General features: G+C 70.8%; 13 protein-coding genes. 7 read left to right on the forward strand and 6 right to left on the reverse strand.

The window, feature by feature from the left end; all coding sequences use genetic code 11:
* Nucleotides 1-19: 19 nt before the first annotated feature.
* Nucleotides 20-1,432 carry an NAD(P)/FAD-dependent oxidoreductase gene (locus AFL01nite_RS12600; protein WP_146828044.1) on the reverse strand — a complete coding sequence of 471 codons (1,413 nt, stop codon included), beginning with the start codon at nt 1,430-1,432 and terminating at the stop codon, nt 20-22.
* Nucleotides 1,433-1,581: 149 nt separating this feature from the next.
* Here AFL01nite_RS12600 and AFL01nite_RS12605 point away from each other — a divergent pair, with 149 nt between their 5' ends.
* Nucleotides 1,582-2,949, forward strand: a complete 1,368-nt coding sequence (locus tag AFL01nite_RS12605) for an aspartate aminotransferase family protein (protein ID WP_146828045.1) — start codon at nt 1,582-1,584, stop codon at nt 2,947-2,949.
* A gap of 12 nt (nt 2,950-2,961) precedes the next feature.
* On the opposite strand, the gene AFL01nite_RS12610 is transcribed toward AFL01nite_RS12605, so the two are convergent.
* The 4 genes from AFL01nite_RS12610 to AFL01nite_RS12625 are packed head-to-tail and all read right to left on the reverse strand — an operon-like array spanning nt 2,962 to nt 6,926.
* Nucleotides 2,962-3,774, reverse strand: coding sequence for an ABC transporter permease (locus AFL01nite_RS12610; protein ID WP_146828046.1), 813 nt, complete (start codon nt 3,772-3,774; stop codon nt 2,962-2,964).
* Nucleotides 3,775-3,779: 5 nt separating this feature from the next.
* The gene (locus AFL01nite_RS12615; RefSeq protein WP_146828047.1) at nt 3,780-4,649 is read right to left on the reverse strand and encodes an ABC transporter permease; all 870 of its coding nucleotides are present in this window, start codon (nt 4,647-4,649) and stop codon (nt 3,780-3,782) included.
* The gene (locus AFL01nite_RS12620) at nt 4,646-5,779 is read right to left on the reverse strand and encodes an ABC transporter ATP-binding protein (RefSeq protein ID WP_146828048.1); all 1,134 of its coding nucleotides are present in this window, start codon (nt 5,777-5,779) and stop codon (nt 4,646-4,648) included. The genes AFL01nite_RS12615 and AFL01nite_RS12620 overlap by 4 nt, the downstream gene beginning before the upstream one ends.
* Nucleotides 5,763-6,926 carry a polyamine ABC transporter substrate-binding protein gene (locus tag AFL01nite_RS12625; RefSeq protein WP_146828049.1) on the reverse strand — a complete coding sequence of 388 codons (1,164 nt, stop codon included), beginning with the start codon at nt 6,924-6,926 and terminating at the stop codon, nt 5,763-5,765. The genes AFL01nite_RS12620 and AFL01nite_RS12625 overlap by 17 nt, the downstream gene beginning before the upstream one ends.
* 133 nt (nt 6,927-7,059) lie before the next feature.
* On the opposite strand from AFL01nite_RS12625, the gene AFL01nite_RS12630 reads away from it, so the two are divergent.
* From AFL01nite_RS12630 to AFL01nite_RS12640, 3 genes are read left to right on the forward strand one after another with little or no spacing between them, the layout of a single operon-like run.
* Entirely contained in the window at nt 7,060-7,518 is a 459-nt protein-coding gene (locus AFL01nite_RS12630) for an Lrp/AsnC family transcriptional regulator (protein WP_146828050.1), read from the forward strand.
* On the forward strand, nt 7,515-8,888 hold the full coding sequence (locus AFL01nite_RS12635) for an NAD(P)/FAD-dependent oxidoreductase (RefSeq protein ID WP_146828051.1): 1,374 nt from the start codon (nt 7,515-7,517) through the stop codon (nt 8,886-8,888). Before AFL01nite_RS12630 ends, AFL01nite_RS12635 begins: the two co-directional genes overlap by 4 nt.
* Nucleotides 8,889-8,919: 31 nt before the next feature.
* On the forward strand, nt 8,920-9,540 hold the full coding sequence (locus tag AFL01nite_RS12640) for a PaaI family thioesterase (protein ID WP_146828052.1): 621 nt from the start codon (nt 8,920-8,922) through the stop codon (nt 9,538-9,540).
* Nucleotides 9,541-9,544: 4 nt separating this feature from the next.
* On the opposite strand, the gene AFL01nite_RS12645 is transcribed toward AFL01nite_RS12640, so the two are convergent.
* Nucleotides 9,545-10,396: a 3-hydroxybutyryl-CoA dehydrogenase gene (locus AFL01nite_RS12645; protein ID WP_281285739.1), complete on the reverse strand. Its 852-nt coding sequence runs from the start codon at nt 10,394-10,396 to the stop codon at nt 9,545-9,547.
* Nucleotides 10,397-10,502: 106 nt separating this feature from the next.
* Here AFL01nite_RS12645 and AFL01nite_RS12650 point away from each other — a divergent pair, with 106 nt between their 5' ends.
* From AFL01nite_RS12650 to AFL01nite_RS12660, 3 genes are all read left to right on the forward strand, one after another.
* The gene (locus AFL01nite_RS12650) at nt 10,503-10,892 is read left to right on the forward strand and encodes a hypothetical protein (protein ID WP_146828054.1); all 390 of its coding nucleotides are present in this window, start codon (nt 10,503-10,505) and stop codon (nt 10,890-10,892) included.
* Between the two features lie 108 nt (nt 10,893-11,000).
* Nucleotides 11,001-13,835 carry a 5'-nucleotidase C-terminal domain-containing protein gene (locus AFL01nite_RS12655; protein ID WP_222593521.1) on the forward strand — a complete coding sequence of 945 codons (2,835 nt, stop codon included), beginning with the start codon at nt 11,001-11,003 and terminating at the stop codon, nt 13,833-13,835.
* Between the two features lie 79 nt (nt 13,836-13,914).
* Complete coding sequence (locus tag AFL01nite_RS12660) at nt 13,915-17,229, forward strand: ExeM/NucH family extracellular endonuclease (protein WP_146828056.1); 3,315 nt, start codon at nt 13,915-13,917, stop codon at nt 17,227-17,229.
* Nucleotides 17,230-17,240: the final 11 nt, after the last annotated feature.

Raw genomic sequence — 17,240 nt, forward strand, 5'->3', positions numbered from 1 at the left:
ACGGGGGCGGGGGAGGGGCTCATGAGTCGAAGCCGAGCCCGACGGCGTCGAGCGCGCGGATCACGGGTCCGCGACGTCCCTGGCGGTGGTCGGCGCGGTCGAGTCCGCGACGCATCACCTGGACGCCGGCGGACAGGACGGGCTCGGGTGGGAACGGGATCGGCTTCCTGCGGACCATCGTCAGCTGCGTGCGCTCGGTCTGCAGCCCGGCGAGCCGGTCGAGCATGACCTCGGCCGCGAACCGGGTGGCACCGACGCCGAGGCCCGTGAACCCGGCGGCGTAGGCGATCCGACCGCGGCGGGCCAGGCCGTGGAAGGCGACGAACTGGGTGCACGTGTCGATCGCCCCGGCCCAGGCGTGGCTGAACCGGACGTCCTCCAGCTGGGGGAACGTCGCGAGGAAGTGCGACGCCAGCGTGCGGAACGACGCCGGCCGGTCCTCGTACTCCGGGCGGACGCGTCGGCCGAAGTGGTAGATCGCGTCGTACCCGCCGTAGAGGATCCGACCGTCCCGGGTCGGGCGCGAGTAGTGGAACTGGTTCGCCAGGTCGCCGAGACCCTGACGGTGCGTCCACCCGATCGAGGCCCGCTGCTCCGCGGTCAGCGGCTCGGTCATCAGCACGTAGTCGTACACCGGGATGGTCAGGTGCCGCGCCCGGGCGAGCAGGGCGGGGAAGACGTTGGTCGCGAGCGCGACCTGGCGGGCCGTGATCGTGCCGCGCGCGGTACGCAGCGTCACGGGACCGGTGCGGGGGACGTCGAGGTCCTCGACCCGGGTGTGCTCGACGATCCGGACGCCGGCCTCGGCGGCGGCGCGGGCCAGCTCGCGGGCGAGCTTCGCCGGGTGGACGAGCGCGGAGCTGTGCTCCTCCCACACCCCGCCGAGGAAGAGCGGACTGTCGATCTCGGCGCGCACCTCGTCGGCGGAGAGCCGCCGGCCGTCCATCTCGTCGAGCCACGCCAGCTGGTGCTCGTCGACGGCGACGGACAGTTCGCCGGTGCGCTCGAACTCGACGTCGAGGTCGCGGACGTCGGCCTCGAACGCGTCGAGGTTCTCGCGGCCCAGCCGGTCGAGGAGGTCGTACTCGTCGGGCCACCGGTCGCGGCCGTTGGTCTCGCCGTGCGTGAGGCTGGCCTCGCAGAACCCGCCGTTGCGGCCCGAGGCCGCCCAGCCGATCGTCTCGGCCTCGACCAGCAGCACGTCGCGGTCCGGGTCGCGGCGCTTCGCCAGCAGGGCGGTCCAGAGGCCGCAGTAGCCGCCGCCGACCACGACCAGGTCGGCCGAGGCCGAGGCGGTCAGGGCGGGCCAGGCGGCGCCGGGGGCGTCCTCGAGCCAGAACACGGCCTTGCGGGTGTCGCGCAGCGCCGCGTCGACGAGGGAGGCGGCCGGGGCGCTCCTCTCGTAGGCGGTGCTGCGGGTCGGGGACGTCACGGGTACCAGTGTGCTGGGCCGGACCGGCCACGTCCACAGCAATCGCGCGGTTCCACCACCGAAAACGTCAATGTTACGAGTCCGTAACACTGAATCAGTGATCTCCCGTGCTCTGGACGACTGAATCAATGGTGAGCGATACTGAAGGCATGACCGACTCCTTCGATGTGCAGCACGCCGCCAAGAATCACCTGTGGATGCACTTCACCCAGCACGCGAACTTCGAGCACGCGGACGTCCCCGTGATCACGCGCGGTGAGGGCGTGCACATCTACGACAGTGCCGGCCGCCAGTACCTCGACGGACTGTCGGGCCTGTTCGTGGTGCAGGTCGGGCACGGTCGCGCCGAGCTGGCCGAGGCCGGCGCCAAGCAGGCCAAGGAGCTCGAGTTCTTCCCGTTGTGGACGTTCGCGACCGAGCCGGCCGCCCGGCTGGCCGAGCGGCTCGCCCACGAGGCCCCGGGCGACCTCAACCGCGTGTTCTTCACGACCGGCGGCGGCGAGGCGGTCGAGACGGCCTGGAAGGCGGCGAAGCAGTACTTCAAGCTGACCGGCAAGCCTGAGAAGACCAAGGCGATCAGCCGCCAGATTGCGTACCACGGCACCACGCACGGGGCGCTGTCCATCACCGGCCTGCCCGACATCAAGGCCCCGTTCGAGCCGCTCGTCCCGTCGGGTCGGCACGTGGCCAACACGAACTTCTACCGCGCGCCCGAGCACGGCGACGACCCCCTGGCGTTCGGTCGCTGGGCCGCCGACCAGATCGAGCAGGCCATCCTGGCCGAGGGGCCCGAGACGGTCGCCGCGCTCTTCCTCGAGCCCGTGCAGAACTCCGGCGGCTGCTTCCCGCCGCCGCCGGGGTACTTCGAGCGCGTGCGCGAGATCTGCGACACCTACGACGTGCTGTGGGTCAGCGACGAGGTCATCTGCGCCTTCGGCCGCCTGGGCGAGACGTTCGGCGCCACCCGCTTCGGCTACCAGCCGGACATGATCACCTGCGCCAAGGGCATGACGTCGGGCTACGCCCCGATCGGCGCGATGATCGCGACCGACCGGATCATGGAGCCCTTCCTCCAGCCCGGGGTCAGCTTCTCCCACGGCTACACCTTCGGCGGCCACCCGGTCTCGGCCGCCGTCGCGCTGGCCAACCTCGACGTGTTCGACCGCGAGAAGCTCAACCTGCACGTGCGCGAGAACGAGGGCGCGTTCCGCAGCACGCTCGAGAAGCTGCTGGACCTGGACTTCGTCGGCGACGTCCGCGGCGAGGGCTACTTCTACGGGATCGAGCTGGTCAAGGACAAGGCCACCAAGGAGAGCTTCACCGACGAGGAGTCCGAGCGCCTGCTGCGCGGCATCCTCACGCCCGAGCTGTTCGGCCACGGCCTGTACTGCCGCGCCGACGACCGCGGCGACCCGGTGATCCAGCTGGCGCCACCGCTGATCTGCGGTCAGGCCGAGTTCGACCAGATGGAGCAGATCATCCGGGCCGCGGTCACCACGGCGCAGTCCGCGCTCTGACGCGGGCCGCGGTCAGGCCAGGGTGTTCTGGCGGCGGCGGCTCTGCACCTCGCCGACGATCACGATCGCCAGCGCGATCACGAACATCAGCGTGCCGACGACGTTGACCTGCATCGGCACGCCGCGCTGCGCGGAGCCCCACACGAACATCGGGAACGTCACCGTCTGGCCGGCGTTCAGGTTCGTGATGATGAAGTCGTCGAACGACAGCGAGAAGCTCAGCAGGGCGGCGCCCAGGATGCCGGGGAAGACCAGCGGGAACGTGATCTTCCAGAACGTCTGCGCCTCGTTGGCGTAGAGGTCCATCGCCGCCTGCTCGAGATTCTCGCTGAGCCCGCCCAGGCGCGCCTTGACCGTGACCACGACGAAGGACAGGCAGAACATCACGTGGGCCACGAAGATCGTCCAGAAGCCGAGACGACCGCCGAGGCCGACCGCGACGAACAGCGACAGCAGCGACGAGCCCAGCACGATCTCGGGTGCGGCCATCGGCAGGAAGATCAGGACGTTCGCGGCCTTGCGCCCGGTGAACCGGTGGCGCACCAGCGCGAAGGCGACCATCGTGCCGATGATCGTCGCGACCACGGTGGCGAGCAGGCTGATCTGGATGCTGGTCCCCAGCGCCGAGCACAGGCCCGAGGGCTTGCAGGGGTTCAGCCAGTTGTCGAGGGTGAACGACTGGAACGCGTAGACGTTGCGCGCCTCGCTGTTGTCGTTGAAGCTCATCAGCACGACGATCGCGTTCGGCACCAGCAGGTAGACCAGCACCAGCAGGCCGCCGGCGAGGACGAGGTGGTCGCCGATCCAGCGACCGACGCGACTCACGGGATTCATACGAGGTCCTCCGCTCCGGCCTTGCGGACCCAGGTCATGATCAACACCAGGATCAGCGCCATCAGGATCACCGACAGGGCTCCGGCCGCGGCGTAGTCGCCCGTCGTCGTGAACAGGTTCTGGATGATGTTGCCGATCATCCGCTCGTTCGGGCTGCCGAGCAGCTGGGCGTTGATGTAGTCGCCCGCCGCCGGGATGAACGTCAGCATCGTGCCCGCGGCCACGCCCGGGAGGCTCAGCGGCCACGTCACCTTGAAGAACGCCACGAACGGGTTGGCGTGGAGGTCCTGGGCCGCCTCGATCAGTCGCAGGTCGATCTTCTCGAGGCTCGCGTAGAGCGGCAGCACCATGAACGGCAGGAAGTTATAGGTCAGGCCGGCGATCACGGCGACCGGCGTGGCCAGCAGCCGGTCCTCGGGGCCGAGGACGTGCACGGCCTGCAGGGCGTCCACGACCCAGCCGTTGTCGGCCAGGATCAGCTTCCACGACAGGGTGCGGACCAGGAAGCTGGTGAAGAACGGCGCGATCACCATGACCAGCAGGAGGGTCTTCCACCGGCCCGCCTTGAAGGCGATCGCGTAGGCCAGCAGGTAGCCCAGGACGAGGCAGAAGGACGTCGCGATGCCGGCGTAGACCAGCGACCGCACGAGCGGGCGCCAGTGGTCGCGCAGCGCGTCCGAGAAGTTCGCGAAATGCCACGTCACCTCGTAGCCCGACAGCACCGACCCGTTCGGGTCGAAGAGGCTGGTCGCGACCAGCGAGTAGAACGGGACGACGAAGAACAGCGCCAGCCAGATTGCGCCGGGCAGCAGGAGCCACGCCGCGACCGAGGGTCCGCGGCGGCGGGGCGCCACCACGTCGCTCACGCCTGCTCCTCCTTGCCCGCGTTCGGGTCCTCGTCCGAGTCGAGCAGGAAGGCGAACTCGGGGCGCCACGACAGGTCGACCTGCGACCCCACGGGGAGGATGTCCTGGTGGCCGGTGTTCTGGGCGAAGGCGCCGATCTCCTGGCCCCAGGGCATCCGCACGAGGTACTCGGTGCTGACGCCGACGTAGTTGACGTCGGTGACGATGCCGCCCTCGATGTGGTTGCCGGGCGCGTCGATCGGGGTGCCCGCCGCCGCGATCAACACCTTCTCGGGGCGGATGCCGACCCACGCCGATCCCTCGCGCACGTGCGCCCGCTCGATCGGGATCGAGACGACCGTGCCGTGCATGTTGGCCTTGACGTACTCGGAGGTGACCTCCTTGACCGTCGCCGCCATGAGGCTGGAACGACCGAGGAAGTTCGCCACGAACGCCGTCCTCGGATTGTCGTACAGCTCGACGGGGCTGCCCATCTGCTCGATGACGCCGGCGTTCATGACCGCGATCGTGTCGGCCATGCCCATGGCCTCCTCCTGGTCGTGCGTGACGTGCACGAAGGTGAGTCCGACCTCGGACTGGATGCGCTTGAGCTCGGTCTGCATCGCGCGACGGAGCTTGAGGTCGAGGGCGCCGAGCGGCTCGTCGAGCAGCAGCACCTCGGGCTGGTTGATCAGGGCCCGCGCCAGCGCGACGCGCTGCTGCTGGCCGCCGGAGAGCTGGGTGGGCTTCTTGCGCGCCTGGCTGGTGAGCTCAACCAGCTCGAGCATGGCCTCGACCGGCTGGGCGACGTTCTTGACGCCCTTGCGGCGCAGGCCGAAGGCGACGTTCTCGAAGATCGTCAGGTGCGGGAACAGGGCGTAGTTCTGGAAGACCGTGTTGACCGGCCGCTGATACGGCTTGGCGTAGGTGATGTCCAGGTCGCCGAGGGTGATCGAGCCCGTGGTCGGGGTGTCCAGTCCGGCCACCATCCGCAGGGTGGTCGTCTTGCCGCAGCCCGAGGGGCCGAGGAGGGCGAAGAACTCGCCCTGCGGCACGGTGAGGTCGAGCGACTTCACCGCCGTGAAGTCGGCGTACTCCTTGGTGACGCCGGTGAGGGTCAGGTCCCGGGACCCGTCAGCTGCCTGCGACATCGGCGAACTCTCCTTCGTAGGTGCGCATCACGCTCTCCGAGAGCGCCATGAACCCGTGGGTCTGCGACAGCGTCTCGTCGGTGGGGAAGATCAGCTGGCTCTCGGCCAGCTCGGGGTCGATCTCGAGCATCGCGTCCTGCGCGCCCTTGACCGGACAGATGTAGTTCACGTACGCGGCCAGCTGGGCGGCGATCTCGGGCTGGTAGTAGAAGTCGACGAACTTCTCGGCGTTCGCCTGGTGGGTCGCGAGGTTGGGGATGATCATGTTGTCCGACCAGATCATCAGGCCCTCCTCGGGCGTGACGAAGACGAGGTCCTCGTTGCCGGTGGCGATGACGTCGCCCGACCAGGCGACGCAGGCCGCGATGTTGCCGGCCTCGAGGTCCTGGACGTAGTCGTTGCCGGTGAAGGCGCGGATCTGGCCGGCGCGACGGGCCTTCTTGACCTTCTCGAGCGCCGTGTCCCAGTCGTCCTTGGCGAAGTCGGCCGGGTCGGCGCCGTCGGACAGCAGGGTCAGGCCCATGGTGTCGCGCATCTCGGTCAGCAGGGTGACGCGGCCCCTGAGGTCGCTGCGGGTCAGCAGCTCGTCCATCGTGCGGACCTCGGGCACGAGTCGCTTGTTGTAGCAGATGCCGGTCAGGCCGGACTGCCACGGCGCGGAGTAGTCGCGCTCGGCGTCCCAGCCCACGCCGCGCAGCGAGTCGATCAGGTTGGCGTGCAGGTTCGGCACGTTCGCGCGGTCCATCGGCTGGATCCAACCCATCTGGATCATCCGCGCGGCCATCCAGTCGGTGAGCGCGAACATGTCGCGCTTGGTCGACTGGCACGCCCCGAGCTGGTTGACCACCTTCGCGAAGAACTCGGTGTTGTCGTTGACGTCGGGGACGTACGAGACGGAGATCCCCGTCAGCTTCTCGAACTGCTGCAGGGTCGAGGGCTCGCCGTTCTCGCCCTCCTCGTCGATGTACTCGGGCCAGTTGGAGAAGACGAGGCGCGGGTCGGAGGCCGAGAGGTCCTGCGCCGCGCAGCTCGCCGGGTCCTGCCGGCGGTCGGGGGTGCCGAAGGCGGGCAGCACGGCGGCGCTGGCTCCGGCGAGGCCCAGCGCTCCCAGTGCCTTGAGCATCGTCCTGCGATCGAGATCTGCCACGCGTCCGCCTTTCCCTTGTCACACAGAATCACACGTCATGCAGGCTTCGCCCCGAAGAAAGCGAAGTAAATTTCTTGTTTCACCACGGAAAGCGCAAATTCGACCCTCGAAGAGGGCGTGTCATCATGGGGGCATGGCGGACCGCGTCGCGCTCGACGACATCTCCAAGCACCTCGTCTCCCTGCTGCAGAAGGACGGGCGGATGTCCTATGCGGCCATGGCCGCCGAGGTCGGCCTGTCCGAGGCGGCCGTGCGCCACCGGGTCGCGAAGCTGCTCGACGGCGGGGTGGTGCAGGTCGTCGCGGTGACCGATCCGCTCCAGCTCGGGTTCCCGCGCCAGGCGATGATCGGCGTCACCGTCTCGTCCGACGTGCGCAAGGTCGCCGCCGAGATCGCCGAGGTCGCCGAGGTCGACTACGTCGTCATCACCGCCGGCCGGTTCGACATCCTCGCCGAGATCGTCGCCGAGAGCGACGACAACCTGCTCGACATCGTCGCCTCCCGGATCATCGACCTGCCCGGCGTCGCGTCGACCGAGACCTTCATGTACCTGAAGCTGGAGAAGCAGACCTACGCCTGGGGCGTGCGGTGATCAATGGCCGCGTCTCGCACTGGTGGGAGTCGCGGGGGCGGCCGGAGGCACGTCCTGCCCTCGACGGTTCGGCGGAGGTCGACGTGGTGGTCGTCGGCGCGGGCTACACGGGGCTGTGGACCGCGCTCCACCTCGCCGATCTCGACCCGGGCCTGCGGATCCTCGTCCTCGAGCAGCGTCACGTGGGCTACGGAGCCTCGGGCCGCAACGGGGGCTGGCTGACGAACTCGATCACCGGCGGTCGCGGCGTCTGGGAGCACTCGCACGGTCGGGCGGCGACGCAGCGGTTCCAGGACGCGATGAACGCCACGGTCGCCGAGGTGGTCTCGGTGACCGAGGCCGAGGGCATCGACGCCGACGTCGTGGTCGGCGGTGAGCTGAACGTCGCCCGCAACGCCGCCCAGCTCGAGCGGCTCGAGCAGAACCACGCCGACGACGCCTCGTGGCAGCGGACGGGCGCGGTGCGCCTCGACGCGGCCGCGACCGCGCAGCGCGTGCGCGTCGCGGGAGCGCTGGGCGGGGTGTGGCACCCGCACTGCGCGCGGGTCCACCCCGCGAAGCTGGTCGCCGGACTGGCCGCCGCCGTGGAGCGCCGCGGCGTCACGATCGCGGAGGACACGCGCGTGGCCGCGATCGACCCCGGGGTCGTCACGACGGCCTCGGGCGCGCGCGTGCGGGCGGCGTACGTGGTGCGCGCGACCGAGGGCTTCACCAGTGAGCTCGCGGGACAGCGGCGCACGTGGCTGCCGATGAACTCCTCCATGGTGGTCACCGAGCCGCTGCCGGACGCGGCGTGGGACGAGATCGGCTGGGAGGGGTGCGCCACCCTCGGCGACTTCGCCCACGCGTACATGTACGCCCAGCGCACCGCCGACGGCCGGATCGCCCTGGGCGGGCGCGGCGACCCCTACCGCTACGGCTCGCGCACGGACCTCGACGGGCAGACCCCGGCCTCCACCGTGGCGGCACTCGACGCGATCCTGCGCGACTTCTTCCCCGTGACCCGCGGCGTTCCCCTGGCCCACGCGTGGTCCGGGGTGCTGGCGGTGCCGCGCGACTGGCGGGCGACCGTCGGTCTCGACCGGTCCACGGGACTCGCCTGGGCCGGCGGCTACGTGGGCACGGGCGTCGCCACCGCCCACCTGGCCGGTCGGACGCTGGCCGACCTGGTCACCGGACGCGAGACCGATCTGACGTCGTTGCCGTGGGTCGGCCACCGCGTGCGCCGCTGGGAGCCGGAGCCCCTGCGCTGGCTCGGCGTGCAGGCGATGTACGGCGCGTACCGCCACGCGGACCGGGCCGAAGCCCGTGGCCTGGGCCGCACGTCGCGGGTGGCGCGGCTCGCCGACCGGGTCAGCGGCCGGCACTGAGGCCCGCGGCGGAGGCGGATAGCCTCGGCCCGTGAGCTGGGAAGAGATGTTCAAGGGCGACTTCGCCGCCGAGGACGTCCGTGCCTACGGCACGCTCGTCGAGAACCTGCACGCGGTCCAGAACGCCCTCGCGGCGATGCCGATGGACCGTGAGGCGATCGACGGCCTCGCCGCCGACCTGGCGTCGTGGCGCGACCGGCTCGAGCCCGCCGTCACCGACGAGCAGCACCAGGTGAACGGTCGCGTCGCCGAGCTGCCGGTGCGCGGCCACGCGATGCTGCCCGAGCTGCGGGTCAGCTCCCGCACGAAGGACCGCGTCGAGGGCACCGTGCGCTTCGGCCGCTGGTTCATGGGCGGCGGCATGGCCGTGCACGGCGGCGCCGTGAGCCTGCTGTTCGACGAGGTCCTGGGCATCCTGGCCTCGCTCGCGGCCGGCGGGATCACCCGCACCGCCTACCTGCACACCGACTACCGGGCGCTCACGCCGATCGACACCGATCTCGAGGCCGTCGCCTGGATCGACCGGGTCGAGGGCCGCAAGTGGTTCGTCCGCGGCGAGATCCGCCACGGCGACGTCGTGTGCGCCGAGGGCGAGGGCCTGTTCCTGCGGCTGCTGCCCGAGCAGGGCCTGGGCAGGCGCACCGAGGACTGAGGACTCAGGGGTAGGGGTAGAAGCCCTGTCCCGACTTCTTGCCCATCAGCCCCGCGTCGACCATGCGGTCGAGCAGCGGCGGCGGCGAGTAGAGGGGCTCCTTGAACTCCTCGTACATCGACTCGCCGATGGCCTTGATCGTGTCGAGGCCGATGAGGTCGCTCAGCGCGAGCGGACCCATCGGGTGGCCGCAGCCGAGCACCATGCCGTTGTCGATGTCCTTCGCCGAGGCGTAGCCCGCCTCGTACATCCGGATCGCCGACAGCAGGTACGGCACCAGCAGCGAGTTGACGATGAAGCCCGCGCGGTCGGTGGCGTCGATCGGCTGCTTGCCCAGCGTGTCCGAGACGTAGGCGCGCATGCGCTCGAGCGTCTTGTCCGACGTGGTCAGCGACGGGATGAGCTCGACGAGCTTCATGACCGGCGCGGGGTTGAAGAAGTGGACCCCCACGACGCGGTCGGCCCGGCCCGAGGCCGCACCGAGCTTCACGATCGGGATCGACGAGGTGTTCGACGCCAGGATCGCGTCAGGGTCCTGCAGGATCTTCCCGATGCGCGTGAAGAGGTCGAGCTTGATCGACTCCTTCTCGCTCGCGGCCTCGACGACGAGCTGGCGGTCGGCCAGCGCGTCGAGGTCGGTCGAGATGACGATGGAGGCGAGGGTGGCGTCACGGTCCTGCTCGGTCAGCTTGCCGCGGTCGACGGCGCGCTGCAGCGACGCGGTGATGCGCCCGCGCGCGGCCTCGGCGGACTCCTCGGTCACCTCGATCACGACGACCGAGAGGCCGGCCCGGGCATTGACCTCGGCGATGCCGGAGCCCATGAGCCCGCCCCCGACGACTCCGATGCGTTCGATGGTCACACGGCCTCCCAGAAAAGATGATGGATTCCTCATCTTCGATGATAACGGCGGACGGGTGAGCCTCCGCGGCCGGGACGGGGGGCCGTGATGGGATGGCGGCATGCGTGCGTGGATCTCGGTGCTGTTCGTCCTGCCCCTGGCGGCCTGTGGCGGCGGGGACGACGAGCCGACCCCGCAGGCCGACGCGTCGTCGGCCGTGGCGCCCGGCGTGCCCGCCCAGACCGCGGGCACGGTCGACCCGCTGGCGATCACGTCCTTCTCCTGCCGTCAGGACGACTCCGGGCGGTGGAAGGTGAAGGGGACCCTCGAGAACTCCGGGCCGAAGTCCCGCGACTACCGGCTCACGGTCTTCATCGGCCAGCAGACCGGACCCGCCCGCACGCTCGACCTCGACCGGGTGGGTGCCGGCTCCAGCGTCCCGTTCACGGTCGACCCGATCGTGGCCGCGCCCGACGGGCCGTGCCGCCTGCAGGCCTCCGTCGTCCACTGACCGTCGTGGGCTCTTCATCGAACTGTCACTCGCCAGCCATTCCTCTTGGGTGATTCTCAGGGTTACCGTGTGGCAACCGGTTCCCCTGCGACATAAGGACAGATGATCTTGAAGTCCCGACGATCCCTCTCGGTCGTCGCGATCGGCGCGCTGATCAGCGCTCCCCTCGCGGTGACACCGTCGGCCCACGCCGCCGACCCCGTCGACATCACCCTCGTCGACATCAACGACTTCCACGGCCGCATCGACGCGAACACCACCAAGTTCGCCACGACCGTGGAGCAGATCAGGCAGTCCGCCGGCGAGGCGAACACCCTGTTCCTGTCCGTGGGCGACAACATCGGCGCCTCGCCGTTCGCGTCGGCCACCCAGCAGGACGCGCCCACGATCGACGTGCTCAACGCGCTCGACCTGGCCGTGTCCGCGGTGGGCAACCACGAGTTCGACCGCGGCTTCGCCGACCTGACCGGCCGCGTGGCCGACCGGGCCGACTTCCCGTACCTGGGCGCCAACGTGCGACTCAAGGCGGACGGCTCGGCCGCGCTGCCCGCGTCCGAGACGTACACGGTGAACGGCCTGGAGGTGGCCGTCATCGGCGCCGTCACCCAGGAGACACCGACCCTCGTGACGCCGACGGGCATCGCGAACCTGGACTTCACCGACCCCGTCGACGCCGTCAACGACGAGGTCGAGCGGCTCGAGGCGCTGCCCGCGGCCGACCAGCCCGACGTCATCGTCGCGGCGTACCACGAGGGTGCCGGCGCCGGCACGCCCGACGGCTCGTCGCTGGCGCAGGAGGTCGCCGCCGGCGGCGCCTTCGCCGACATCGTCAACGGCACCGACCCCTCGGTCGACGCGATCTTCACCGGCCACACCCACAAGGCCTACGCCTGGGACGCCCCGGTGCCCGGCCAGTCCGGCGTGACGCGCCCGGTCATCCAGACCGGCAGCTACGGCGAGAACATCGGCAAGGTCACGCTGTCGGTCGATCCCGACACCGGGGCCGTCGCGGCGAACACGGTCACCAACGTGCCCCGCGTCGCGACCGCCGACCTCGCCCTGCCCCGGGTCGCCGCGGTCAAGACGATCGTCGACGAGGCCCTCGCCCACGCCACCGAGATCGGCAACGAGAAGGTCGGCGAGATCACCGCCGACATCACGCGCGCCTTCAGCGGCGGCAGCTACGTCGACGGCAGGTACACCGGCGGCAACACCGACGACCGCGCCAGCGAGTCGACGCTGGGCAACCTCGTGCCCGACGCGATGCTGGCCCAGTCCCAGGGCACCCCGGCGCCGGCCGACCTGGCGATCAACAACCCCGGCGGCCTGCGCAACTCCGAGCTGTTCTACGCCGGCAACACGGCCACGGGCGGCCCGAACAACACCGACGGCGTCGTGACGTTCGCCGAGGCGAACACGATCCTGCCGTTCACGAACAACCTCTACACGGTCACGCTCACGGGCGCGTCGCTGAAGAAGGTCCTCGAGCAGCAGTGGCAGCGCGACAAGGACGGCGCGGTGCCGAGCCGCCCGTACCTGCAGCTGGGCGTCTCGGACAACGTCCGCTACACCTACGACGCCACGCGGCCGGAGGGCCAGCGCATCACGAGCGTCTGGATCGACGACCGGCTGATCGACCCGGCGACGTCCTACAAGGTCATCGCGCCGTCCTTCCTGGCCACCGGTGGCGACAACTTCCGCGCGTTCACCGAGGGCACGTGGGTGGACACCGGCGTCGTCGACTACGAGGGCTGGATCGAATACCTCGGCGACCGGTCGCCCGTCTCGCCCGACTTCGGTCGCCGCGCGGTGGCCGTGACCGGCCTCGCCGCGTCCTACGAGGTCGGCGACTCGGTCAGCTTCTCGCTGCCGAAGCTCAACCTCACGTCGCTTGGCAGCCCGGCCAACACCACGGTCGCGGCCACGCTCGAGTACGGCGACGGTCAGACGCTCGACCTCGGCAGCCAGCCCGTCACCGACGGCGCCTCCGGCACGTTCACCTTCACGGTGCCTGCCGGTGCCGCCGCCGGAGCCACGATCCGGGCCACCGCCGCCCCCAGTGGCACGGTCGCCACGATCCCGCTGACGGTCGAGAAGGCCGCCTCGACGACGACCGCCACCGCGCCGGCACAGGTCGTCAAGGGCGAGACCTTCGACGTCGCGGTCAAGGTGGCCGCGGCCGCCGGTGTCGACGTCGCCGGCCCGGTCCGGGTGCTCGACGGCGACCAGGTCGTGGGCACCGGCGAGCTGGTCGACGGCGCCGCCACGGTCGAGGTGAACGCCTCCGACCTGCGACTCGGGCAGCGCACGCTGACCGTGGTCTACGGCGGCTCCGCGTCGGTGGCCTCCTCCGAGGCCACCGTGTCGGTCGAGGTCATCAAGGGCGAGACGCCCTTCACGGCCACCGGCTCGACGACCCCGTACGGCACGGGAGCGACGATTACGATGTCGGCCGCCCCCGGCACCACCGGGATCGTCTACGTGGCCAACCAGCTCGGCATCACGGTCGGCACCGCCTTCCTGACCGACGGCGCGGGCACGTTCCGCTTCGGCGGCACGGCGCTCCGGCCGGGCTCGCACACGTTCGGCCTGTTCTTCAACGGCAGCGCCTCGTACGAGCCGGCCGACGCCACGGTGACCGTCAAGGTCACGAAGGCCGCCACCTCGATCCGGGCCGCGGTGGCCCAGAAGATCAAGGTCGGGCAGCGCAAGGTGCTGAAGGCCCGCGTCACCGCGAAGGGCTTCACCCCCACCGGCGGCACGGTCGTCGTCAAGCGCGGGTCCAAGGTCGTCGGCAAGGCCAAGGTCAAGAACGGCCGGGCCACGGTCAAGCTCGCCAAGCTCGCGAAGGGCAAGGCGAAGCTGACGGTCACCTACTCGGGCAGCGCGGTCGCGAACGGCTCGAAGACCACCGTGAGGACCACGGTCGTCAAGATGAAGTAGCAGTACCCGGAGCCGGGGCGGCCTGCCACGCAGGCCGCCCCGGTCCCACACCCAGCCTGACTTCTCGAGGGGAATCCTGATGTCTCGTCTCTTCCTGCGCGGCCTGACCGCGCTCGCGCTCGCGGCCGGCGCGGCCGTGGCGGTACCGCCCGCCGCGTTCGCCGCCCCCGGCGGCACCGGCCTCGTCATCGACGAGGTCTACGTCGACGGCGGCTCCGCCGGCGCGGCGTACAAGCTCAAGTACGTCGAGTTGCGCAACCCGACCAACGCCCCGATCGACGTCTCCGGCTGGTCCGTCCAGTACCGCTCGTCCGGCGGCACCGGTGCCTTCTCCGGCGTCACGCCGCTCGGTGCCCACGAGGTGCAGCCGGGCGCCACGTTCCTGGTCGCGGGACAGGGCAACACCACGGCCGCCGGGGCCGATCTCCCCGCACCCGACGTGACCGGATCGATCAACCCCTCCGGGGCGTCGGGCACCATCGCGCTGGTGAAGTCGCAGACGGCGCTCACCGGCCTGCCGGCCGCCGTCCTGGCCGACGGCAACCTCGTCGACCTGGTCGGTTACGGCAGCTCCACCACCTTCGAGGGCACCGCCGCCGCGCCGCAGGACCCCGCGGTCACCGAGTCGCTCGCCCGCACGAACGCGGCCGACACCGACCAGAACGGCGCCGACTTCACGAAGCAGGCGCCGAGTCCCGCGGCGTGCGGCACCGCGTGCGACGTCGCGCCGCCGCCGGTGCTGGACGCCACGATCGCCGAGATCCAGGGCACCGACGACGTCAGCCCGCTCGACGGCGACACCGTCACCACGACGGGCGTCGTCACGGCGGTGTACGCCTCCGGCGGCTTCAATGGTGCGTACCTCCAGACGCCCGGCACCGGTGGCACCGCGGGCGAGGCCTCGCACGGCCTCTTCGTCTACGGCGGCTCGACGGCGTTCGCCGGCTCCGTCGACCTCGGCGACACGATCGAGGTCACGGGTCCCGTGTCCGAGTTCCGGGGTCTGACACAGGTGACGGCCACGTCGTGGGAGGACGCACCCGTCGCGGGCACGGTCACGCCGACGCCGGTCTCCTTCCCGCTGGCCGAGGACCGGCGCGAGGCGCTCGAGGGCATGCTCGTCGACGCCACGGCGGGCACCTGGACGATCACGGACAACTACGACACGAACACGTTCGGCACCCTCGGTCTCGCCGCCGGTGACACGGTGCTGCCGCAGCCCACCAACGAGGTTCGTCCCCGCACGAGCGCCTACCGGGCGCTGGTCGCGGAGAACGCCGCGCGGTTCATCACGCTCGACGACGGCAAGAGCGTCAACTTCACGCGGCGCCCCGACAGCGACGTCCCGGTCCCGTGGCTCACGGCGGGCAACGAGGTGCGCACCGGGGCCTCGGTCACGATCGACGACGTGCTCGTCCTCGACTACCGCAACAACGGCTGGAACCTGCAGCCCACCGTGCCGTTCGCGGCGGGCGACGAGTCCGCCACCGTCTCGACCACCAGCACGCGTGAGGCCGCGCCGCAGGACGTCGGCGGCGCGGTCACGCTGGCGTCGTTCAACGTCCTGAACTACTTCACGACGACCGGCGAGGACTGGGTGGCCGCAGGCGGCGAGTGCGACTACTACACCGACCGCGCCGGCGAGCCGGTCACGGTAGACGACTGCGGCGAGGGCCCGCGCGGTGCCGCCGACGACGCCGACCTGGCCCGTCAGCAGGCCAAGATCGTCACGGCGATCAACACCCTGGACGCCGACGTGCTCTCGCTCGAGGAGATCGAGGACACCGGCACCCTCGGTGGCGCGGACCGCGACGAGGCGCTGAAGACCCTCGTGGCGGCGCTGAATGCCGACGCCGGTTCGCAGCGCTGGGCGGCGGTGCTGTCGCCCACGACGGTGCCGGCGAACGGCCGCGACGTCATCCGCACCGCGTTCATCCACCAGCGCGACTCCGTCGAGCCGGTCGGGCCGTCCGTCATCCTCGACTCGCCCGCGTTCGAGAGCGCCCGCGCCCCGCTGGCGCAGGAGTTCCGTCCCGTCGACGGCGACGCGGGCCAGGACTTCCTGGCGGTCGTCAACCACTTCAAGTCCAAGGGATCCGGCTCGGGTGAGAACGCCGACCAGGGCGACGGTCAGGGGGCGTCCAACCCGGCCCGCATCGCGCAGGCCGAGGCGCTCGTCGACTTCGTGGCCTCGCTGGAGGAGCAGGCCGACACCGACCGCGTCTTCCTGCTGGGCGACTTCAACTCCTACGCCAAGGAGGACCCGCTGGCGATCATCGAGGACGCCGGGTTCATCAACGTCGAGCAGCGCCTGACGGACGAGGAGACGTACCAGTTCGACGGCCTGCACGGCTCGCTCGACCACGTCTTCGCGTCGCCGACGGCCTTCGCCGGGGTCACGGGGGCCGACGTCTGGACGATCAACGCGCCCGAGTCGATCGGCCGCGAGTACAGCCGGTTCAACAACAACGTGACGAACCTGTTCGACGCGTCGTCGCCGTTCCGTGCCAGCGACCACGATCCCGTGATCGTCGGCTACGACCCGGGCGAAGCGGCTGAGGTGGCCACCACCGTCACCGGCCGGGCGCCGTCGCCGGTGTGGACCGACGAGGCCTTCGAGGTCGACGTCACCGTCAGCGCGCGGACGGGCTCGCCTCGCGGCACGGTGACGCTCTCCTCGGACGGCAAGGTCCTGGGCTCGGCCGAGGTCTCCGACGGCACGGCGACCGTCACGGTGCCGGCGAACTCGCTCGAGGCGGGACGTCAGGCGCTCGACCTGGCCTTCGCCGGTGCCGGTCGCTACGCCGACTCGACCGGCACGGTCGAGGTCGACGTCCGGGCCGAGTCGACGCTGGTCGCCACGGCGTCGCGCGGCACGTACGGCAAGCCGACCACGATCACCGTGACGGGCGCGCCGGGAGCGAACGGACTGACCTACGCCACGGTCGAGGGCCGTGTGCTCGCCTCGGCGCTGATGGTCGACGGTCGTGCGGTCCTGCGGGTGCCCGGCACGGCGCTGCGGCCGGGCAGCACGCCCGTCACCGTCTTCTACGCCGGCGGTCAGGGCGTCGAGCCGGGTCAGACGACGGTCACGGTGACGGTCGCGAAGGCCCGGGCGACCCTCTCCGCCAAGGTCCTGAGCAAGAAGGTCACCACGAAGACCCGCGCGAAGGTGCGCGTCGTGGTCAGGACGCCCGGGTTCACCGAGCAGTCCGGTCGGGTCCGGATCTACCGGGGCACGAAGCTGCTGGGCTCGGCCGCGGTGAGGGACGGGAAGGCGACGGTCACGCTGAAGCGCGTGACATCGAAGGGCAGGGTGCGGCTGACCGCGAGGTACGGCGGCAGCTCGCTGACCGCGCCCGCGTCGCGCGCCTTCGTCCTGCGGGTGCGCTGACCGCACGAGGG

Source organism: Aeromicrobium flavum (genome assembly GCF_007992115.1).
GTDB classification, from domain to species: Bacteria; Actinomycetota; Actinomycetes; order Propionibacteriales; family Nocardioidaceae; genus Aeromicrobium; species Aeromicrobium flavum.

What these genes read in the sequence shown, in the direction of transcription:
- AFL01nite_RS12660 (WP_146828056.1), top strand. Translation starts at nt 13,915, where the DNA reads ATGTCTCGTCTCTTCCTGCGCGGCCTGACCGCGCTCGCGCTCGCGGCC.
- AFL01nite_RS12630 (WP_146828050.1), top strand. Translation starts at nt 7,060, where the DNA reads ATGGCGGACCGCGTCGCGCTCGACGACATCTCCAAGCACCTCGTCTCC.
- AFL01nite_RS12620 (WP_146828048.1), bottom strand. Translation starts at nt 5,779, where the DNA reads ATGTCGCAGGCAGCTGACGGGTCCCGGGACCTGACCCTCACCGGCGTC.
- AFL01nite_RS12605 (WP_146828045.1), top strand. Translation starts at nt 1,582, where the DNA reads ATGACCGACTCCTTCGATGTGCAGCACGCCGCCAAGAATCACCTGTGG.
- AFL01nite_RS12650 (WP_146828054.1), top strand. Translation starts at nt 10,503, where the DNA reads ATGCGTGCGTGGATCTCGGTGCTGTTCGTCCTGCCCCTGGCGGCCTGT.